The organism is Hahella sp. HNIBRBA332 (genome assembly GCF_030719035.1).
Lineage (GTDB): Bacteria > Pseudomonadota > Gammaproteobacteria > Pseudomonadales > Oleiphilaceae > Hahella.
In genome coordinates this window covers 1,977,479-1,999,263 of sequence record NZ_CP132203.1, presented here as the reverse complement: position 1 = coordinate 1,999,263, position 21,785 = coordinate 1,977,479, and the positions used below count along the sequence as shown (strand labels likewise).

At 56.0% G+C, this 21,785-nt stretch carries 12 protein-coding genes; 8 read left to right on the top strand and 4 right to left on the bottom strand.

Going from position 1 to position 21,785, the window contains the following annotated elements; all coding sequences use genetic code 11:
- The first annotated feature begins 356 nt into the window (after positions 1–356).
- Together O5O45_RS09235 and O5O45_RS09230 are read left to right on the top strand one after the other, a co-directional pair.
- Positions 357–1,253, top strand: coding sequence for a hypothetical protein (locus O5O45_RS09235; protein ID WP_305904925.1), 897 nt, complete (start codon positions 357–359; stop codon positions 1,251–1,253).
- 66 nt (positions 1,254–1,319) lie between these two features.
- On the top strand, positions 1,320–2,156 hold the full coding sequence (locus O5O45_RS09230; RefSeq protein WP_305904924.1) for a hypothetical protein: 837 nt from the start codon (positions 1,320–1,322) through the stop codon (positions 2,154–2,156).
- 173 nt (positions 2,157–2,329) lie between these two features.
- Here the strand turns inward: O5O45_RS09230 and O5O45_RS09225 are convergent, their stop codons facing one another.
- On the bottom strand, positions 2,330–3,139 hold the full coding sequence (locus tag O5O45_RS09225) for a phytanoyl-CoA dioxygenase family protein (protein ID WP_305904923.1): 810 nt from the start codon (positions 3,137–3,139) through the stop codon (positions 2,330–2,332).
- Between the two features lie 381 nt (positions 3,140–3,520).
- Here O5O45_RS09225 and O5O45_RS09220 point away from each other — a divergent pair, with 381 nt between their 5' ends.
- From O5O45_RS09220 to O5O45_RS09195, 6 genes are all read left to right on the top strand, one after another.
- The gene (locus O5O45_RS09220) at positions 3,521–4,765 is read left to right on the top strand and encodes a diaminopimelate epimerase (protein ID WP_305904922.1); all 1,245 of its coding nucleotides are present in this window, start codon (positions 3,521–3,523) and stop codon (positions 4,763–4,765) included.
- Between the two features lie 75 nt (positions 4,766–4,840).
- Positions 4,841–7,120 (top strand): MFS transporter, encoded by a 2,280-nt coding sequence (locus tag O5O45_RS09215; protein WP_305904921.1) that lies wholly within the window; start codon positions 4,841–4,843, stop codon positions 7,118–7,120.
- A gap of 13 nt (positions 7,121–7,133) precedes the next feature.
- On the top strand, positions 7,134–8,639 hold the full coding sequence (locus O5O45_RS09210) for a hypothetical protein (protein WP_305904920.1): 1,506 nt from the start codon (positions 7,134–7,136) through the stop codon (positions 8,637–8,639).
- A 150-nt stretch (positions 8,640–8,789) separates the two neighbouring features.
- Positions 8,790–9,968 (top strand): ABC transporter substrate-binding protein, encoded by a 1,179-nt coding sequence (locus tag O5O45_RS09205; RefSeq protein WP_305904919.1) that lies wholly within the window; start codon positions 8,790–8,792, stop codon positions 9,966–9,968.
- A gap of 48 nt (positions 9,969–10,016) precedes the next feature.
- Positions 10,017–11,192 (top strand): ABC transporter substrate binding protein, encoded by a 1,176-nt coding sequence (locus tag O5O45_RS09200; protein ID WP_305904918.1) that lies wholly within the window; start codon positions 10,017–10,019, stop codon positions 11,190–11,192.
- 2 nt (positions 11,193–11,194) lie between these two features.
- Positions 11,195–13,726, top strand: coding sequence for a cache domain-containing protein (locus tag O5O45_RS09195; protein ID WP_305904917.1), 2,532 nt, complete (start codon positions 11,195–11,197; stop codon positions 13,724–13,726).
- Positions 13,727–13,820: 94 nt separating this feature from the next.
- On the opposite strand, the gene O5O45_RS09190 is transcribed toward O5O45_RS09195, so the two are convergent.
- The 3 genes from O5O45_RS09190 to O5O45_RS09180 form a co-directional block, all read right to left on the bottom strand.
- On the bottom strand, positions 13,821–16,349 hold the full coding sequence (locus O5O45_RS09190; protein WP_305904916.1) for an EAL domain-containing protein: 2,529 nt from the start codon (positions 16,347–16,349) through the stop codon (positions 13,821–13,823).
- A 127-nt stretch (positions 16,350–16,476) separates the two neighbouring features.
- Entirely contained in the window at positions 16,477–18,531 is a 2,055-nt protein-coding gene (gene fusA, locus O5O45_RS09185) for an elongation factor G (RefSeq protein ID WP_305904915.1), read from the bottom strand.
- Positions 18,532–18,990: 459 nt separating this feature from the next.
- Positions 18,991–21,783 (bottom strand): Hsp70 family protein, encoded by a 2,793-nt coding sequence (locus tag O5O45_RS09180; RefSeq protein WP_305904914.1) that lies wholly within the window; start codon positions 21,781–21,783, stop codon positions 18,991–18,993.
- Positions 21,784–21,785 lie beyond the last annotated feature (2 nt).

The window sequence follows — 21,785 nt, the reverse complement described above, 5'->3', positions numbered from 1 at the left end:
CAAAAGCGCTTCCTGGTTGTTCCAAGATCTTCGAACGGCGTTACTCCATATGATTAGATTATTAATCCTTTGGTTGAATCCCGTCCATCACTTTTTGTGACGCGCATCACATTTTTAGCGGAAAACTTAACAGTGTAAATTTATAAAAAAGGAAACGCTTTCATATCACGACAGCCTTTCCACCTCTCGTTTCTTCCAATAAGCATAGCGCAAATGAACTTAAACGTTTTAGTAATTTTACGTATGGGTGTGTTACAGGAACGTAATTAAAGTTCAACTCCCTGTTAACAAGGGCCGCGCGGTTAGTGCGCGATATACATCTCTATATATTTTGGTTCTCTGGAAATTAATAACGAATGAAAACACGTAGCATTGCTTTGGTATCGGTTTTGGCTCTGCTCACAGGATGTGGCGGTGGGGGCGGCGGCTCCTCAACGGGGAATGGATCAACAAAAAATAACACAATCAGCGCGTATGAATTCTCACTCGCCAGACAGGCGTACGCCATCACTTATGTGCCGCTGGCGGAAGCGCGACTCTACAGCTTCCACTCAGTTGAGCTAAGGGATAACAGCCTGCCTGGTCTGACAGATGGCGTGAAAACCATCACCTGCCCCAAAGGCGGTTATTACACGGCCGAATTCAAATCGCTTAAGGATAGAACGAGCACATTCACACAGAAGTTTTACAACTGCTCGATGGACTATGGCCTCATGGACACCATCACTTACGTCAGCGGCTCCCGCGACATTTCGTTCATACTGCCTGAGGGCGACGCCCTTGAACTGACGACAGAGTCCGTCAACAACGACGTCAACGTCACTATCGATGGTTTGCCGCTGGAGTACTCGGGCACTATTACGACCAAAGTGTCTCGCACCAATGAAGCAGGCGACTACCCATTCAAGATGGAAGTTACTCTTGGCGGTAACGTCACGCTCCTTGCTGAAGCGTTTTTCACATTGGACGAAGTGCATAAGAGCATTGCTCCCGTTCAATTCACCATCAAGCCAAACGCTATTGTGCCGAAGCTTATGAAAGTCAAAACCAGCGGCAGCATCATTCTGGAAAGCCTTTCGATGAAACAAGCCGTGGTCTACTCAGGCGTTAAAGAGGGAGAGAGCGGCGCCTTTGGCGTAGAGCGCGACTCTCTGTTCGAGATGGATAGAGGAAGAGTGATCTTTATCACTAATAAAGACTTGGGCGGGAGTACTGCCGTCTCCCGTCTCAATGATCACTTCAATGATTTCTAATCAAAACTGAGGCAATGAGCCATGAGAATAATCCCTCGCACACTGTGTCTCGTTGCGGGAATGGTTATGCTCTCAGGTTGTGGCGGCGGAGGAGGCTCCGCCTCTTCTGAAGCCAACCAACGCAACGAACTGGCGTCCCTGGCGCGCAAAGCGTATCACGTATCCTATGTGACCATCGCCGAAAGCCGACTGTATAGCTTCTCAGCCATGCAGAACGCCTACGGGGATCTACCTGACGCAATTCAGACCGAGGTCACCACCAACTGTCCCAACGGCGGCTATTACAACATCGCCTACAAGGGCGAGCTCAACGACGGTCGCAGAGTGCGAAAGCGCTACAGCCAACGCTTTCACGGCTGTGTGTTGAACGTTGGAGTGAATGGCCTGGTTGAGTTCGTCAGCGGCGCCCGCGACCTGGAAATGTGGTCGGAAACCCTGTTGGCGCCCAATACCGATGAGGTGAGCGCGTCCTATGACAATGTGGCGCTCAGCATCGACGGCAAGGCGTTCAACTTCTCGGGCAAGCTGCGCATGACCGTCAGCAAACTGACGCAGGACCAGTATCCGCTGGATTTGCGTATCGACCTGCTGCCAGGCATGGCGATGACCGTGGACGGAACGGCCTACCACCTCAATGGCGACGCTTCTCATGATTACATCAGGCCGCAAAAGAACTCGCCCAACCTGATGAAAGTTAATCCCGATGGCGGGATCTGGCTGAACGTGGTGGGAAAAGGCGATTTCGCCGTACTGGCTGGCGCACAAGACTTTGCGGACCTTTTCGTGCGGGAGCTGCCGACTGTCGACGCCATCGACACCGGCTGGGTCAGATACGCGCGAGGCGATATTAGAGGCGAATTTAAAGTTCAGCGCCGCAAAGGAGAAATTATCTCCGCGCAATAACACCCCCTTAATCGATTTCGATCGACCGCTCCCGACGCATTACGGTTTGCTACTTCTCATTGTCGGGAGCGGCTTTTTTTCAGCGCTTGATCTTATTTATCCGCTTCGTATTCCTGTATTACATTGCGTCGCTTTGTTTATCCCGTATTTATCTTTTAAGCGAAGCCCCTCGCCTACAGGCCCAATCCTTTATAGGTGTAATAACCGGTAACAATCTTGCGTTCGCCTTCTTGCAGTACCGTTGAGCGGTGCAAGGCGCGGGAGTCGAAGATAAACATCGTTCCTTTCTTACCAGTGATGGTCTTCTCTTTATACTTCCATAGCTTGCGAATCGTCGCTGCTTCGTGGGGCCAGAACATGCCGGAATAATCGGTCATTTCCGTGTAGCGGTTGTTTTCGTCAGTGCGGAAGTGCAAAAAGTAATTGTATTCCGGCCAATAGCGCCACAAATGGTTTTTGTGGCTGCCCAGGGTAATCGTAGTCGGAGCCTGATTTTCTGTTACATCGGTAAGATACACCCATACCTTTATACGATGACGCCAGTCGTCAAAATGATGATGGTTGGACTGGGAGGATGTCCCTACTTCCCTTTTCTCTTCATAGAAAGTTTTCAGCAGCTCACACTTACTGGAACAATAGCCTTTGATCAGACTGAGGATCATCGGGTCCTCAAAAATTCTGCGGGTCATCGGCGCAACATTGGCGACATCGTAAACACGCGAAATGCCCGTGTCGATGTGGCCATTGGCGACCCGGGTAAGATCCTGACGCTTCTTGGCGGCCTCTATATCTTCCAGGAATTCGTCCACCTGCTCCGGTGAAAAGTATTCCTCGAATACTACACAACCGTCCCTGTTCAATGTGTCCAGATGCGCTTTGTACTCCTTCGCCACCGGAAAGGGGGAAAGCGCGCAACGAATCTTGTAGTCCAATTTCTGTACTAAAAAATCCACCATTGAATCTTTAGCGTACAAGCTCAGCATGTCAGACTCCTTCGGCTATGCGGGCGTCGCCGATAATCATTGAGAAATTAAAGCATACCGCTCACAACTGCAGAATGTCAGCAAGGCCGCTTAGGTATAGCAGAACGGCGGGAAATGACTGTAAGCCTGTGTGGATATTTGCAATCGCCAGCCCTCTTCCGGATACACAGATAGAGAGTCCGAGCGGCTTATGTATCAGAATTTGACAATACATGTCTCACAAAACTTCCATCACTTCCTCGCGCCCTTCGCGATCACAGTTAATAATCTAAGTTTACTAATCATTTCCAATTATCGCCGTTATGCAATGGCGAAGAATTTAGTCCATGCTATTTTCTATGGCGGATTTGTACTGTTTGTCACCAAGTGAGGTCACTCCAGATGTTCATAGATAAGAACGAAACAGCAGACGTAGCCGCGAAAACTGTTCCCTTCGTCAAATACACTTCCTGTGGCAATAACTTCGTTATTGTTGACGCCACCGAGGATAGCGTATTGGCGGAAATGGAATGGTCGGCTTTCGCTCCCAAAGCCACAAGCACGACTTTTGGCATTGGTTGCGACAATCTGCTGGTAGTGCAACGCTCGAATGCACGGACGCTGGACGCGATCGCTAAGGACAGAAACTACTGGGACGCAAAGCCGGATTTATCCGCTGCGGACTATGTTTTCAGAATGTTTGAGCCCAACGGCGAAGAAGCCGCCTGCTGCGGCAATGGCTTGATATGCATCGCTGACTTTTTACGCCGCAAGCACGGCGTAACGGTGTCCAATATCGCCACTGAAATCCCGTTGTCCTCTCCCAACATTATTTCCATCGGCAGCCTCGGTTATGACGGCAGCTGGGTCAACCTGGGCATGCCCCGCCATACGCCAACGCAATTGGTCAACCGCGACAGCCTGCATCCGCTGGACGAGACGATCGACATCATTGAGGAACTCACCATTCAGTTCCGCCGGGACGATCTCAAGCCCTATACGGATGACTCCACGCTGAGCATTAAAGGCTATCTGGTATTCACTGGAGAGCCCCATCTGGTGATTTTCCCGGATTATGATTTCTCCGTGCCTGAGCTGGCCAACTTCATTTTCGGCGCCACTCCCGAGGGCCATGCGCCGGAAGACAGACGCCGCGGCCTGGGCGCCTGGTTGGTGCATCGCATTGGCTCCTTTATCAATAGCCGTTGCCGGCACATTTTCCCTGAAGGCGTCAGCGTCAACTTCGCCCGCATCCACAACCTGGACTCCGTCTCCAACCGCTGCTTCGAACGAGGCATCAACCGTGAGACCCTGGCCTGCAGCACCGGCGCTCTGGCGGTGGCTTATGTGGTGCAACAGTTGTTCTCCATGCCCATCACCAATATCAACTTGCTGCCCATCCGCTGCCGGGAAGAAGATCCCGATGCGGTGATCAATATTCAGCAGACCGAAAACGGCTGGGTGCTGACCACCAAACCTTACCTGTTGTTTGAAGGCCAATACCGTATGCAGCCGATCAATGTAGTGGCGCCAACCGCCAACGAATACCTGATGGCGGAAAGCGAAGCGCGTTTATACAAGCAGCAACTCACCCTGGAGGCGGCGAATTCGTCCTCCATCCGCAAACGTCTGATGACCAAGCAGTAATCAGTTTTCTGTACTAGTCTGGAGGTATTTCAATGAGTTACGATCGCCACACTTAGCTATGAGGACCGTCACTAAATGGACGCGCTAAACCCGATGCGGTTTTCCGCAAGAATGACGTTATTGCTGATTCTCACACTGCCCCTCAGCGCTTTCCTTTCTTATGTTGTATTCGAGCGTTTGCACGAGCAGCACTTTCTGTCCGCGTCGCTGTTTGACGCGGGAATCAAAGAGATCCCTATCCAGAACGTGACAGATCTTGAGGATCTGAGCCAACGTCAAACCGAGCTGTCGGAAAAACTGCGCGCCTCCGCTGTGTTCAAGGTCGCCACTCAAAGTATGGGCCAACAGCCCGGCGACGCGTCCTCTGTTTTCGGGCTGGAGCTTGCTCTGGCCCGGGACGGCGTCGTCACCCTGAGCACCGACGCCACTCAGATCGGCGCGGAGCTTCCCAATGCTTACCGCTTAAAGAAGCTTCCTGACGACGTGCTGAAGTACGCGTCCATCCAGGAGCACTTCCAAATCATTGTTCCACCGGCGCTGCCTGAGTCCCGTGTCACCGCCATGGTTACCCTGGACAAAACCGTTACCGCCGCCAACGGCGAACAACGCGTACGCCAGATGTGGGAAAGTCTGGCGTGGGGATTCACAGCCGGATTCGCAGTGTTGGCGGGTATGACGCTACTGCTGATTGTGCTTAATCGGGTGGCCAACGCCTCAATCGAGGAAGGCGATAGCAAGGGAGCCCATCGCTTCGCCCGACTCGTGCGCGCCGGCGCCGGCATTCTCACCGCCGCCAGCGCCCACGGGGCGCTGTTTGTCACCGCCTGGCTCGCCATACAGGCTGACCTGTCCTCTGCGCAGGACGGCGCAGTCTACAACGGTGCGGAGTTCGTTGCGTTAGTGGCGGATAACGCCACAATCATGCTGATCGCCCTGCTGATTGCGGTCGAGATGTCCGTGGTTTTGTTCGCCGGGCGCACGCCGACTGAGCCGTCACAGACTGCCGAAAACGCGCCCTCCGCCTCCACACTGGCGGCGTCTGAGCTGTACAAAGCTATGCGCCCGGCGATTTTCCTGTTTCTGTTCGGTGTGGATCTGTCCATGTCGATACTGCCTCTGCATATGGAAAGGCTGTATGAAATCATTCCTGGCGTATCCAGAGAGTTTGCGCTGGGGCTGCCTGTTGCGGTGGAGTTTTTATGTGTTGGCGTCGCCATCTTTGTCTCCGGCGCCTGGCTCGACCGCAAAGGCTGGGTTCCACCATTCGCTGTGGGCCTGCTGCTGACTCTGGCGGGAGGTCTGTACTCCTGGCTGGCGCCTGACGCTTTGCAGTTTGTGTTGTCCCGCGCCATTCTGGGCTTCGGTTACGGCCTGACATTGCTGGCGGCGCAGGGCTTCGTCGTGCGTCACACCGACACCCGCACCAAGACCCAAGGGCTGGCGCATCTGTTCGCAGGTCTTTATTCAGGCAGTATCTGCGGCGCCGCCACCGGCGCCCTGATCGCTGAGCGCTTTGGCTACGAAGCCGTGTTCCTGACCGGCGCTCTGCTGGTGTTCACGGTCGTCGCCTATGCGGTCATATACTTGCGTCGGGGCGCATCCGGCCCCGCCGCGCCCAAAGCCGCCGCAACAAGCTCCGGCGCTCATGGCGGAGAGATCAGCATCTGGCGTTTTCTGGGGGATCGCAATGTGATCGCCGTCAGTCTGCTTAGCAGTCTGCCCGCCGCCATCGCCGCCATAGGTTTCATGCACTATTTCACCCCGGTTTACCTGAGCCGCATAGGCGCGCCTGAGGCCAAAATCGGACAGATATTAATGCTGTTCGGGCTTTGCATGACCTTTCTCGGCCCCGTCGCCGGACGACTGGCGGACCGCATGCCGAGTAAAAAGATCCCGATTTTCATCGGAGGATTGCTTGGCAGCGCGGCGTTTCTGTCTTTTATCGGCCTGCAGGGCGTCGCAGCGACCTCCTGCGCCGTCATTCTGTTGGGATTATCCAATTGTTTCGTGCTGTCCTCGCAAAGCGCTTACGTCCTGCATCTGGATGTCAGCAAAAAGCTGGGAGAAGGCAAAGCGCTCGGCCTGTTCCGAGCCTCCAGCCGCATCGGCCAGATGCTTGGCCCCATGTTGTTCGCCGGACTGGTGGGGCTGTCCGACATCCGCCACGGCGTGGCGGTGCTGGGGGGCGCTTATCTGATCACAGTCATTCTGTTCCAATTACTGGCCGCGCGGGAAACGCCCGCCGGCGACAGCGACAAGAGCGAGGAAAGCGTTGCGCAGGCGAAGCCTGATTCTCAGCGCACCGCGCCTCGACAAAGCCAGAGCGCTCTATCCAGCCGCAGCAAAACCGCATAAGGATCTCTTTATCATGGCATCACTCCTGTCGGAAAGCAGCCTGACCGATACGCTGCTGACCCAGATTCGCGCGCGCCTTCCCGTCGTCGATGGCGCACTACAAACGCATGCTGGAATCCCGGTCTGCGACTACACCCGCAGCGGATTTCGCTTTTCCCAGAGCAGTTTTCAACCACGCCATGATCTGGCGGACGTATTACGAAGCTATGTCTCGCCTCTGCTCGGCGAAGCAGTAGCCGCCGCGGTCAGCGCGGATATTCTCAGTCATCCCGTCGCTCTGACCGCCAATCATCACGGCGTGGACTATTTCGCCCAGTCCGTGCAGGGCACGCTGTTGTTTGGGCTCTCCACCGGCGCCGCCACCCTGCCCGTGTTCGCCTGCGCCAACATTCCCCTCAATAATCTCACCTATCCTCGTGGGATGTTGCTGTATCCCGAGGCGAAATTCGCCGAATGCGCCGCCAGCGGCGCTTTTCCGCTAAAAATACCCTTGTTTCCCGACCGTCTGAAGCGCACCATCGTCGCCCGCACTCCCGCCCTCGACGCCAATATGCTGCAGAACGCCCAAAAGCGCGTTCGCGCCGCCTGTAGCGACGATTCTCGCCTGGCCGAGGCCGCTCTCAGCCTGCTGCAGGGTGAATACGGGGCGGAAGCGGTGATGTCCGCTGCGCACTATTCCGACCAGGCGGTCATGCTGAACCAGCGTCTCTGGAGCCGTCTGTTCGCCGCCGACGTATCCGCGCCGACGCTGGTCTATCTGGAAATGGAAAAAATAGCGACTATGCTTCTGGAATATGACTTGGCTAACCCGGATAGTCTCGCTTCCATTCTATTTTTCGAGCAGCCTTTGTTGCAGGCTCTGGACGCTGAACTTAAGGGAGTCAACGGCTCCGGCACCTTTCTGTTCTGGGGCGTTGACGACGCCGGGCGCAGAGTATCACTCGGCCTGACGGCTGAAGACGGAGGCGCGGCGACATTGCGTGCAGTGGACGGACAACAAAGCGACTATGCAGTTCCCTTGACGGCCGGCCCGTTATTGCAGGAACTTCGAGCAGGGCGTCTATTGCCTTCATTATTAACGAATTTTCTTGTCATCGCCCTGGCCCGCGGCGTAACCTGCGCCGGCGGTTACTATCAGGCTTCCTATTTGCCCCGGATGCAACGCGGCGTATTGAACGCGCTACAACGCCATTTTGGCGAAGACGCCCGCTTTCAAGCCATCGCAGAGGCCTTCACAGGATTCTATCTGTCAGGCATGCAAACCGTGGTCACCCGCACACGCGATGATGGCTATGTGCCAGCGGGTCCAATTGAAATCATCGCCGCCGGCGGACTGGACGCCAGCGCCGTGGCGCGTATTCGCGCCATGACGGTGGAACAGGCGCATATCGCCTCATTGCTGGAGACGACGGCGGACGTGATGGCGGGCCAGGGGGCGATGCCGGCAGGCTGGGCCGCTACCCTGGCGGGAGAATGCAGATGTCGACTGGCGGGCGCGCCCGTAACCATCGAGGCCTAGGAGGATCTGATAGTGCGCCATAAGAGCGCAATAGAAACAAAGGGTTATATGGACAACGTTGCAGTAGCGCAGTAAAGCAGTCAAAGCGAGTGAGGTGTTAGGGAACTATAATTGCGGAAACCAGTCTGGGGAGATTAAGGAGAACAGCGAATGAGGATAAAACTTTATCTGGTCGCTCTGACAACACTGACATTGGCGCTGTTCACCAGCGTCGCCACTGCGGCCACATCCGCCAAGGCTGAAGCCGCCTCTAAGTTCAACATGGAGCCGACGACCAATCAAGGTCAGCGTTGGCGCATCGGCTACTACGAAGGCGGCGAGTATGCGGATTACCAACGGGAGCTGATCGTCACAGTGCGTTCGTTGATGGATATGGGCTGGATTAAAAAGGCGGATATCCCTCCTCAGAAGGGCGATCAGACCAGTGATCTATGGCGCTGGCTTTCTGAATCGGCCCAAAGCGACTATATCGAATTCGTCAAAGACGCCCACTACAACGCCAATTGGGACGACAACCTGCGCGCCCAGATGAAAAAGGACATCATCAAGCGGCTCAGTGAGAAGAAAGACATCGACCTGATGATCGCCATGGGCACCTGGGCGGGACTGGACCTGGCCAATAACGAACACAGTACGCCGACTCTGGTGTTTTCAGCGAGCGACCCTCTCTCCGCCGGCATCATCAAAAGTATCGACGACTCCGGTTATGATCATTTGCACGCGACGATGGATCCCTTCCGTTATGATCGCCATATCCGGGTATTTCATGACATTACCGGCTTCAAACGCCTCGGCATCGCTTATGAGAACTCTCAGAACGGCCGCAGTTACGCAGCAGTGGACACCATCGAGGCGCTGAGCAAAGAGCTTAAATTCACCATCACGCCCTGCTACACCAAGAGCGATATCGCCGACGTCAGTATGGCGGAACACAGCGTCATCGACTGCTTCCAGAAACTGGCGCCGAAAGTGGACGCTATCTACATTACCGAACAGGGCGGCGTCACCCGCAAGACCTTGCCGGTGATCGTGAAGACAGCTCAAAAGTACAACGTGCCTACGTTCTCCCAATCCGGTTCCGAAGAAGTCCGCTATGGCGTGCTGGCCAGCCTGTCGCAGTTCAACTTCAAGTATTTTGGCGAGTTTCACGCCCAAACCATGGCCAGAATATTTAATGGCGCCAAGCCCAACGAGTTGCCCCAATTGTTCGAGGAACCGGCGAGAATGGCGCTGAACCTGAAGACCGCAGAGATCATCGGGTTTAATCCCTCCCTGTTGTTACTCGGCGCCAGCGACGAGATTTACAGAGAGGTCGAAACGCCCCAATAAGCGTAACCGCCCGCTCTCAGAGCGGGCGCCAGCAAGATGGAGCATCTCATGCGCAATTCGATCACCAGGATTGTCTTCCTCTTCACAGGCGTGCTGGGAACCACCCTCCTGCTCGCCTTGACGCCACCTGCCGCCGCTTCGCACCCGTCCGATACGCCACAGGCGCAAAATCCGCCCGCTCATACCCCATGGCGGCTGGCCTATTACGAAGGCGGCCCTCATGGCAACTATCACGACTATCTTGAAGCGACCATCCAGGGGCTGATGGCGTTGGGCTGGATCGAACAGGCGGAACTGCCTTCCAGCGAGGCCGACGCCCGCACCCTTTGGGACTGGCTGGCGCAGAACGCCAAAAGCCAATACCTGACGTTTCTGAGCGACGCCTACTATTCCGCAGACTGGGAACAGCAGTCCAGAGAGAAAATCCGCACGGATATTATCGAGCGGATGAACCGGCGAAAAGATATCGACCTGGTCTTCGCCATGGGCACCTGGGCGGGTCAGGACCTGGCCAACAACCGTCATCACACCCCCGTCTTCGTGTTGTCCGCCAGCGATCCGATTCAGTCAGGCATCATCAAAAGCGCCGAGGATTCCGGCTATGATCACGTGTTCGCCCGAGTGTCGCCCCAGCGCTATGAGAAGCAACTACGGGTGTTCCACGAAGCGGTAGGCTTCAAGCGCCTCGGCGTGGCCTACGAGAACTCTGTGGACGGGCGCGCCTATGCGGCGCTGGAGAATATTGAAAAAGTCGCCGAGGAGAATCGCTTCAAAGTGGTAAGTTGTTATACCCTAAGCGATATTCCGGACAACAGCAAAGCGGTGGAAAGCGTACTTTCATGCATCGACAAACTGGCGCCGGAAGTGGACGCGCTGTACATTACGATGCAGGGCGGCGTAAATGAGCACAGCATTCCGAAGATAGTTAAAATCGCCAACAAGCATAAACTGCCCACTTTTTCCCAACTGGGCTCGGAAGAAGTAAAATATGGCGTTTTAATGAGTATGTCGCGACCGGACTTTGAATCCGTCGGTGATTACCTGGCTTCCTGCCTGGGTCAGGTTATAAACGGGGCGAGCCCCAGAGCCCTGAAACAACTGTTTGAGGAGAAGACCAATATATCCCTTAACCTTAAGACGGCGGAAGTCATTGGCATTTATCTGCGTGCAGACTGGCTTGCCGCTGCAGACGAAATCTATCGAGAAATACAGGTTCCCGATTAAACATGGTTCGAGCTAACAGCCGTTTTTTCAGCCGCTACCGTTTTTACTCGCTAAGAACCAGGATAATTTCCCTCATCCTGTTGATTATGACCATAGCGGCGCTGGCGATTCTTTATTTCACTCATCGCGATGTGGGACGTGCGATGCTTCATGCTGAAGAATCCTCTGCGCAAAACGTATTGAAGTTGGTCGAGCTGAATATCAAAGCCGGTTACGATCAGTTGACCGGCGACAAAATAGAAATTCTCTCCAACCTGCAAAGCGATTTACAGAGCGTGTCGGAAATCGCGCAGTCCTCCTTCAAGGTATACGGGGATCTGTACAAGTCGGGCAAGGTCTCGCAGGAAGAGGCCGAGTCCATGGCTTTCGAGTGGCTGCGGGACGTACGTTTCGGCGAAGTGGAAGTCTTTGTGTTTAACCGCCAGGGCGGCGTCATGGCGCACCCGGACCCCAGCGTGGAAGCGACTTACATTACTTCGCTGCGGGATTTTAAAGGTCGCGTCATCTATCAGACCATGGCGGACGACAATCTGGACGCCGCCGGCGACAAGGCCATCTTCAACTGGCGCAAACCCGGCAGCGACCGCGACAGCCGTCATATCGGCTACTTCCTTCCCCTGCCCGACTGGAAGTTGACGCTTGTCGCCATGGTGGACTTCGAGTACGTGGAAGCAGAAAGCCGCAAGAAAATGAGCGCCATTATCGACAGTCTGCGTAAGACCTTCCCTGACATCAAAGTCGCCAACACCGGCTACGCCTACCTGTTTGACGGCCAGAGCGAAGTGCTGGTGCCGCCTCCCGGCAATGGCGAAGATGGCGAAGCGCCCAAGCCGCTGAACGGCGAGCAGCAGGACTTGCTGACCGAGCTGATCGGTCAGGTTGCAGCGCAAGAGCAAATCGGCCAGGTGGTCTATCACTACAGCGACCCCTTTGTCGCCGGGGCCAGAACCGATGACGAGCGGCAGGCGGTGGCTTATGTCAGCTATTTCAAACCATTCGACTGGTATCTTTCCGTGGTAGTGCCAGTGGAGGAAATTTCCGCGCCGGCGGAAAATCTGGTGAAAAGCCAGAGTCTGGTCATCGGCTTTTTCTTCATTGGCAGCATTCTTGTCGCCTTTATCTGGGTATCGCGCATTTCCCGACCGCTGGACTTCCTCACCAACTACGCCAAGCAATTACCTTCTCAGGATTTCCTCAAGGACGATCAGCCGAACAGCAAGATTCAGTCACTGGCGGCGCGCTCCCGCGATGAGGTGGGGCGTCTGGCGGAGTCCTTCATTTTCATGGAAGTGGAGCTGAAAAAGAACATCAAGGAAGCCTGCCGCGAGAAAGAAGCGGCGGAGCAGGCCAATCAGGCCAAAAGCGAATTCCTGGCGAGAATGAGCCACGAAATCCGTACGCCGATGAATGGCGTGCTGGGCATGGCGAGCATTCTCGCCGATACGCCCCTGTCGGAAAAACAGCGCAAGTATCTCGACACTATCGTCAGTTCCGGCGAGTCCCTGCTGAATATCATCAACGACATCCTGGATTTCTCCAAGATCGAAGCCGGTAAACTGGATCTGGATAATCACCCCTTCAAATTGCCGGAGTTGCTCTCCTACCTCACAGATATCTTCTCGCCCCGGGCGCACAGTAAAGACATTGAGCTGATCTGCGCGGTCAGCGACGGCATCCCGGAAACCCTGATCGGCGACAGCGGACGCTTGCGGCAGATCCTGACCAATCTGGTGGGCAACGCTCTCAAATTCACCCAGCAGGGCAGTATTCAGATCATTGTGGAAATCAGCGATGAAGACGCCCGTAATATGAAGCTGAAAATATCGGTCATCGACACCGGCATTGGCATCCCCCTGGAGAAACAGGAAAAGATTTTCGAATCCTTCTCTCAAGCGGACGGCTCCACTACCCGCACCTATGGCGGCACCGGGCTTGGCTTGAGCATCTCCAAGAGTCTGGTGGAACTGATGGGCGGCGAGCTGGGCGTGGAAAGCCGCCCCGGCGAAGGCTCCACTTTCTGGTTCTCCGTGTGGCTGGAAAAAGATCCTTCCGCCAGTGGCGTATCCACCCTGACCGCCAAATCTGGCGGCAGCGCCACGGGTCGTAGTCAGAATCCGCCGCTCAGCGGACGCGTTTTACTGGTGGAGGATCATCCCATCAACCAAGAGTATGCGGTTGAGCTGTTGAATATGATCGGCATCACCGCAGACATCGCGGAGAATGGTCGCGAAGCCCTCACGCGCTTGGCCAAGAACCATTACGACATGGTGCTGATGGATTGTCAGATGCCGGTCATGGATGGCTATGAAACCACCATGGCCATTCGCGCCGCAGAGCAGTCCCACCCGGGCAGCCAGCGTTTGCCGATAGTGGCGTTGACCGCTAACGCGCTGCCTGCGGACCAGCAACGCTGCATGGATGCGGGGATGGATGACTTCCTCGCCAAGCCCTTCAATATTCAGCAGTTGTATACTTCGCTGGCGCGCTGGCTCCCCCCCGCCAAAGCACGCATCGCCGACCGCAGCGCGAAATAGACGCGCCTCAGCAAAGACATCGCGCCGGAAAAAGTTAAAACAGGAAGTAGATCGAAGATCAGAGTCAGGCAGGGAAACGGACAAGATCAAGGCGTCATCCGGCGCCTTTTTCGTATTGTTTGAACGCCGCGGCAAGAGTTTCCAGCAAATGCGTATTGTCCCAGGGCTTGGAGATATAGCGGTATATTTCCCCCTGGTTGATCGCTCGCTCCAGACTTTCCGACGAGCCGTGTCCTGTAAGCAGAATTCGCAGTGAACGCGGATGCATGGTTTTGATTTTGGAGAAAAACTGCACGCCGCTTTCTCCTGGCATCTGCAAATCTGAAACGATTACCGCCACTTCGCGCCGTGCGAGCACTTCATAGGCATCTTCCGTATTGCTAGCCACCAGCACTTCGTAGGCCTCATCACGCAGAATGCGCTTGATGCTGCGCAAGATGTTGGCGTCATCGTCCACCACCAGCACCGCGCCCCTGTCCCTGTTGCGACCGAATTCGCTGATGTCCAGCCGCGGGCGCTCTTTCAGCATGGCGTAAATCTCCGCCTCCGGCAGCGGACGGCTGAAGTAAAAGCCCTGAATCGCATCGCAGCTTTCCGCCGCCAACAGCGCTATCTGGCCCGCCGTCTCCGCGCCTTCCGCAATGGTTTTCAACCCCAGGCTCTGGGACATGCGGATAATGGCTTTGACGATGGAGTAATCGTCAGGGTTATTAGTCAGACCTGACACAAAGGACTTATCTATTTTCAGCTTGTTGACGGGAAAGCGCTTCAGATAACTGAGATTGGAATAGCCGGTGCCAAAGTCGTCAATGGACAAGGACACGCCGATATCCTTGAGCCGCTGCATAAGGGAGATGGAGGTAACCGGATCCAGCATGGAGAGAGACTCCGTCAGCTCCAGCTCCAGATACTTCGGCTCCACCATGTATTTATTCAAAGCCTGCTTCACCAATTCCTCGGTTTTTTGCTCCATAAACTGTAAAGCCGAGATATTGATCGCCACCGGCACGATCTTCAGCCCTTGCCGTCGCCAGCTTTGCAGACGTTTACAGACGGCGAAGATGACCCACTCGCCAATGGCGGAGATCAAACGCCCCTCTTCCGCAGCGGGGATAAAGTCTCCCGGCGGCACCAGACCTAAGGTGGGCGACTGCCAGCGGATCAGGGCCTCGAGTCCAATGATCTTGCCTGTACTCAGGTCCACCTGAGGCTGGTAATGTAATACGAATTCGTCATTTTCCAGGGCCTGTTTCAAGCTGCTTTCCAGCTTCAGGCGCTCGTTGAGGCGGTCCTGCATCTGATGGGTGAAGAACTGATAGGCATTGCGTCCGGACTCCTTGGCCCGATACATGGCGATATCCGCATGACGCAATAGTACTTCCACGTTGTCGCCGTCTTCCGGAAAGCTGCTGATGCCCAGACTGCAGGTAATGGAATGGCTTTGCCCCAGCAGTAATACCGGCGCGCTGACGGAGCTGATCAGACGCGCGGCCAGGTGGGTCAAATCCCCTTCGCTTTCCAGGTTATCCACCAGTAAAACGAACTCGTCGCCGCCGAACCTGGCCAGGGTGTCGCAGTTGCGGGTGCATTCCTGCAAGCGCTTCGACATGATCCTTAGCAGCTCGTCCCCGGCGTTATGCCCCAGTGTGTCATTAATCAGTTTGAATTTATCCAGGTCGATAAAAATCAGCGCCAAGCGGGACTCATTACGTTGCGCGTGATTGATCGACTGCGTCACTCTATCCAGAAACAGGCTACGGTTCGGCAGACCGGTTAACGCGTCGTGAGTAGCCTGAAACTCAATCGCCGCCTCCTGACGCCGACGTTCAGTGATGTCACGCAGCACATACATATGGGAAGGCGAGCGATGATAGGTAATGGGAATGCAGTTAACCTCCACCTCCACACGCCCCCCGGTAAGCTGCCGTAGCAGCATGACTTCCGGCGGGCCGGCGCTTCTGTCCACCGAACAAGCCTGTTTTAGCTGCATCGCCGCGTATTCTTTCTGATCGTCCGTGACGAAGTCCAATAACGCGCCGCCCAGCAGTTTGTCCGGGTTATCCGCTCGGAGCATGTTCACCGCCGCGGAGTTGAGAAACACGATCCCCTCTTCGCTCTCCACAAGGATGGCGTCGGGCGTGGTCTCCACTAACTTGCGGTAGCGTTGCTCACTGTCTTTCAAATGCTGATAGGCGACTTTCAGTGCGATATGAGTGTGCACCCGCGCCGCCAGCTCCTCCACTTGAAACGGCTTGGTGACATAATCCACGCCGCCGGCGTCAAAGCCCGCCTTTTTGCTTTTAACGTCACTGAGCGCAGTCATGAAAATCACTGGAATATCGTCACACCCAGCCAGCTTCTTCAGCTTGCGGCAGGTTTCGAACCCATTCATTTCCGGCATCATTACGTCCAGAAGAATGAGGGAGGGCTGGTTTTGCGCAGCGATTTGCAGCGCCTGCATGCCATTTTCGGCGGACAGCGTGCGGTAGCCCCGGCTTTCCAGGCAAGCCACCGCTACATCCAGATTGAGAGGTGAGTCGTCGACAATTAAGACCGTGAACTCAGAGAGATCCTCGATCGTGGCGCAATCCTCGAATCCATCAGCTTGCAAGATAGTCGTCATGAAAGAGACTCTGATTCCCGTTAGCCCTTATCCAAAAGATAGCCCTGCGGCCATGGATTTCAAGGCCGCTTGCAGCGTCGCCGCCGGAATGACACATCCAACTCAGGCGAAACGCCTGTGAGGCGGCTCATCCGCCGCTTTGTTTTTGTTTGTAGCGATCCATTAACTCATGCTGTAGTTTAGGCGGCGCATAGTCGTAATGGCTGAACTCCAGCGTATAGGCGCCCTCGCCCCCGGTCATGGATTTCAGTTTCGACTGATAGTTATCCAGCTCCGCCAACGGAATCAACGCCGACACTGCGGCCCGATTACGACTAAGAGCATTGCTGCCCGTCACCATGCCCCGGGAGCCGGAAATATCTCCGGTAATATCCCCAACGCTGGCCGCCGGCGCGGTCACTTTGAGCCTCACCATAGGCTCCAACACCACGGGTTGTGCTTTGGTCACCGCATCCAGAAAGGCTTTCTTGCCGGCGGTGACGAAGGCGATCTCCTTGGAGTCCACCGAGTGATGCTTGCCGTCGTACACCGTCACTCGCAGGTCCTGCAAGGGAAAACCGGCGATGGCGCCGCTTTCCAGCACCTGTCGCACGCCTTTTTCCACGCCGGGAATGTATTGGGACGGGATGGAGCCACCCACCACTTTGTTTTCGAATTCAAAGCCCTGCCCGCGCTCCAAAGGCTCCACCCGCAGATAGACCTCGCCAAACTGCCCCGCCCCGCCGGTTTGTTTTTTGTGCCGATAGTGCCCTTCCGCAGGCTTGGAGATAGTTTCTTTGTAAGCAATGGAGGGCGGATGGGTGACCACCTCCACGTTGAATTGCTGTTTCATGCGCTGCAGCACCACGCGCAGATGGAGATCGCTGACCCCATACATCACGGTTTCATTCAGCGAGGCGCGGTGTTCCAGTTTCAGGCTGGGATCTTCCGCGCAAACCTTCTGTAATGCATCAGACAATTTTTGCTCATCCCCTCTGCGCACCGGTTCAATGGCGATGCCGCAGATCGGTGGCGGAAAGTCGATGGACTTCAGGTGGTATTGCTCTTCATCCGTCGAATCATGCAGCACGGAGTCGAACTCAATATCATCCACCTTCGCAACGGCGCAAATATCTCCCGGCACGCCATAGGCGGTCTCCCGGGTTTTCTTGCCCTGCAGCTTCAATAGATGGGCCACTTTGAAAGGCTTACGGGCGTCGCCCACATACATTTGCGAGTTCGGGGAGATGCGTCCCTGGTGAATCCGAAACACGCCCAACTTGCCCACGTAAGGGTCCACGGCGACTTTAAACACGTGTGCGATGGCGTGCTTTCCCGGGTCCGGCTCCACTGTCACTTTCCTGGCCTCCGCGCCCTCGCCTTTCAAAAATTGCGGCGGATTGCCTTCCAGAGGCGTCGGCATCAGATGGGAAATGACCTTCAATAGCTCCTCCACGCCCGCGCCGGTTTGCGCCGATACGAAACAGACGGGAATCAGATGCCCTTCCCGTAAAGCTTGTTCGAAGGGGTCGTGCAACTGCTCCGGACTGAGTTCCTGCCCCTGTTCCAGATACACTTCCATCAACTTCTCATCCACCTCCACGACTTGATCCACCAGCGCGCTGTGCGCTTTCTCCACGGATGAAAAGTCCGTGGCGCGACTTTCGTCCGGCGTGAAATAGCAATCCACCACCGCATGACCGGATTCCGCCGGCAGGTTGATCGGCAAACATTCAGGACCAAACGCCTCGCAAATGCTTTCCATGAGTTGGGCGAAGTCGATGTCGTTCGTGTCTATCTTATTGATGATAATCATGCGGCAAAGCTCGCGCTTTTTTACCGCCGCCATCAGGCGCTCCGTCACCATTTCCACGCCCGCCTGCGCATTGATCACCAGCGCGGCGGAGTCCACCGCGGGCAATATGCTCAATGCCCGTCCGAGAAAATCGGGATAGCCGGGAGTATCGATGAAGTTAATATGCGCCGCGTCGTAATCCAGGCTGCATACAGAGGTGTAGAGGGAATGCCCCAGTTCTTTTTCCTGGGGGTCGAAATCGCTGAGGGTTGCGCCCTTCTCAACACTGCCGGCGCTGGGGATTTCTCCCGACTTAACCAGGAGCGCTTCCAATAAAGTCGTCTTGCCGCAACCGACGTGTCCCAAAAGCGCGATATTGCGGATGTTTTCTGTGCTGTACTGCGCCATAGCTCTTCCTTTTGGTGAGTGGAGACGACTTACGCCGTCAAACGGAGCTTCGGTCAGTATCCCGATCGTATTCCGCACGGAGGACCCGTCGTAAAACACGAACTGCGATGGATTCTGGAAGGAGTATTTCTATGAATTAAAGCAGAAAAACCGGGATTTGGGAAAAATGCGGGGTTAGCAAAAGCTGATAAAGACGTAATGGGGATATTCAGCGGAATAAAAGCGCAATTTTACACAGAAGTATTCTGGCGCTCCGGGGATACTATTCCTGTCCGACAGCGGTTTCAGAAACGATTACCCCGTTTCTGACTCCCCCTTTCCGCTTACGGCGGCTGCTCCTGGCGTCTGCGATCGCAGGAGAGCCTCCCAGCGACCGAGGCGTTAATGAGCCAGGGTGGGCGCCTCGGTTTTTTTCTACTCCTTCGTATGCAGGCGACGCTATCTGAGTTGCGCCGCCGATTATTCAGCCAACAACTTAAGCCCGGAGGGCAACGCCTCGCCGAATACGCGCTTGGTTTCCGCCTCATCCAGCTCCACCACCTGCGACACCATATCGACCCAGACCGCCGGAGCCTTGGCGGCTTTCAGCGCCGCGACCACCGCGCTACGGTCCGCTTCCGACAAATCCCGTACGCGATCACCGCTCATGCGCGACAACATCACTGTAGAGAAGGCCGCTTCCTGGTTCTTTTTCCAGTCTTGTTTGAGCAACTGCGGCAGCCAGCCGGACACCGTTTCCGCAGGAACGACATTGTGGGCGCTGCCATGGAAAGGCTGCCGCGAAGCGATCCGTCCAAGCGCCCACCAGCTTGCAACAGGTTCGCTGGGTTTCTGCAGACGCTGCAGCAGCCATTTGGCGACTTCTACTTTGGTTTCCACCGGCAAGCGCTCCAGCGCCGCCGCCAATCGCACCATGTCCTCGTAGGACTTGAACGCCGGCGTAGCCACCAGCTTGCGGCTACGCAATGCGGCCGGATTAATGTAGACCGCCGCATCTTTGTACACACGCTGTTGCTGCTCGCTGTTGAGTCCACCAGCGACGCGACGCCAGAAGGTCCACCATTCGCTCCACAACTGCCCTTCCTTATCGAATTGCAGGCCTTGCTGATACATTTTCCAGACTTGCTGCACCCGCCAGTCATCCAGGGGATCGCCGAAACCGGGACGCAGGCAGTATCCGGCGAAATTGAGCCAGATACGTTCATGAGCCGCGGAACGACGGCGGTTTTTGGCGCCTTCCAAAAACTTGTCAAAAATGGCGCGCAGCGTGGGCATATCCCACTGGTCGCGCTTGCCGAGCAGTTTTTCCAGATCATTGCGCAGCGTTTTGATGGAGTCGCCGCCTTTTTTGTTGGGGCTGTAGGCCGCTTCGATCTTGCTCGCCGCTTCGGCGAATCTGGCGGGCAGTTGCGCGCCGCTGTCTTCCATCGGAGTCTGTTTGCGTAACTGAAAATCCAGGCGCCAGCGTTGCGGGTTGGCGTCGCCGCCAGCAATCTCCACGCACTCGACTTGTAACGCGCCCGCCTCCGTCAGCACGGCGCTCAATTCCACTTCAACTTCTGCGCCGCTATCCTCCGCATCGGCGCTCAACGCCGACACCATGGGCGGCAGGAAGATGAAGTCATCATCGTTCATTTCCTGCAGATCGCCCGCATTGAATGCCTTGTCGCTCGTCGATGACGCCAAGTGGAAACGCACCGGGCGTCCGATGCGCAACGCGAATTTACGACCATGCAGACGAATTTCTTCGCCTTCTTCCGTCGCCTTGGGTAATAAGCAAACGCCAAATTTCTTATCTGCAGCGACGTCAGTGGACGCCTCCACAAGCAGAAAATAAGAGCGGGCCGAACCGCCGCCAATTTTGATTTGCGCGCCCTTACGCGCCAGCCCGTAGGCCACTCCGCCGAAAGCCACCGCCAGATTGGGATGAACATTATCCAGGAGCCTGACCGGCGCGCCGTTCCATTGACTCAACAACGCGCGCGCCCGCTCACTGAGTAACGGACTGTTGAATACGCCGCCGTTCAGCAACAGCACGTCAGGTACTGCCGCCGCCGTCTCGCTGGTCTTCAACGCCTGTCGGCAGGCCTGCTCATGGCGGGCCAGGAATTCCGCAATGTATTTGCTGACGGCGGGGTCCGGCGCATAGGGCAAGCCAAACTCCACGACTGCGCTGCGTCGCTTGGCGGGACGCTCACTGAATTCACAGAGAGGAAAAAAGCCGTCTACAGCGATCTGGTGCGCTTCTTCACGGGTCAGCTCGCAACTCTTGGCGCCGCCAATCAACTTGGCGCCGCCGCCCAGCACCGTCACGGAAGCGGTTTCAGGCGCCTCCGGCGACAATAACAATTCTTTGGCTTTTCGGGTTTGCTGAATCAGCTGGGAGAGCGCCGCTGCGCTGAGTTTACGCGCGCTGGCGATGCGCTGCTCCGCTATGTGCGCCAGCGCCAGATCGATATTGTCTCCGCCCAGCATAAGGTGATCGCCCACCCCGACGCGATTCAGGGATAGCTCGCCTTGATCGCCGGATCCGGCCGCCACGCTGATCAAGCTTAAATCCGTGGTGCCGCCGCCAACATCGCACACCAGCAAGAGTCTGGCGTCCTGCAGCAGTGATTGCGCCTGCTCTTTGTTGCGCGCGCACCAGTCGTATACAACCGCCTGCGGCTCCTCCAATAACAACACGTCCGGCAAGCCCGCCAGGCGTGCGGCCTCCAGAGTGAGGGAGCGGGCGCCTTCATCAAAAGACGCCGGCACCGTGATGACCACTTCCTGCTGCTCCAGCAGATCCTGCGGATGCTCCCGGTTCCAGGCCTGTCTGACGTGGTGCAGATAGCTGGCGCTGGCGAGCAGCGGAGAAACTTTGACGACATCCTCAGCCGCCGCCCAGGGCAGAATATCCGCCGTGCGCTCCACCTGGGGATGGGACAGCCAGCTTTTGGCGCTGGCCACCAGCCGGCCGTCGACCTTGGAGCCCAGCTCACGCGCCCATTCGCCGATCACGACCTGACCGATCTCGCCGGGCAGCGCCTGAGGACGCCATGGCAGTTGCAGATGATGCTCCGCAATCTCGCCGGGGGCCGGATGGTAGCGGAAAGACGGCAGCATAGGCTTCTTGGCCAGCTCGCCCGGCGCCACCAACTGTTCGATTTCAAACAACTTGGGAACGGCGTTTTCCGCTCCTGTCGAGATGTCCGTATAGGCCACCACCGTGTGAGTGGTGCCCAAATCTATCCCTACCAGATATTTCACTC

Coding starts and splice junctions, on each gene's coding strand:
- O5O45_RS09210 (WP_305904920.1), top strand. CDS start 7,134: ATGGCATCACTCCTGTCGGAAAGCAGCCTGACCGATACGCTGCTGACC.
- O5O45_RS09220 (WP_305904922.1), top strand. CDS start 3,521: ATGTTCATAGATAAGAACGAAACAGCAGACGTAGCCGCGAAAACTGTT.
- O5O45_RS09205 (WP_305904919.1), top strand. CDS start 8,790: ATGAGGATAAAACTTTATCTGGTCGCTCTGACAACACTGACATTGGCG.
- fusA (WP_305904915.1), bottom strand. CDS start 18,531: ATGGCGCAGTACAGCACAGAAAACATCCGCAATATCGCGCTTTTGGGA.
- O5O45_RS09200 (WP_305904918.1), top strand. CDS start 10,017: ATGCGCAATTCGATCACCAGGATTGTCTTCCTCTTCACAGGCGTGCTG.
- O5O45_RS09230 (WP_305904924.1), top strand. CDS start 1,320: ATGCTCTCAGGTTGTGGCGGCGGAGGAGGCTCCGCCTCTTCTGAAGCC.
- O5O45_RS09215 (WP_305904921.1), top strand. CDS start 4,841: ATGGACGCGCTAAACCCGATGCGGTTTTCCGCAAGAATGACGTTATTG.
- O5O45_RS09195 (WP_305904917.1), top strand. CDS start 11,195: ATGGTTCGAGCTAACAGCCGTTTTTTCAGCCGCTACCGTTTTTACTCG.
- O5O45_RS09190 (WP_305904916.1), bottom strand. CDS start 16,349: ATGACGACTATCTTGCAAGCTGATGGATTCGAGGATTGCGCCACGATC.
- O5O45_RS09235 (WP_305904925.1), top strand. CDS start 357: ATGAAAACACGTAGCATTGCTTTGGTATCGGTTTTGGCTCTGCTCACA.
- O5O45_RS09225 (WP_305904923.1), bottom strand. CDS start 3,139: ATGCTGAGCTTGTACGCTAAAGATTCAATGGTGGATTTTTTAGTACAG.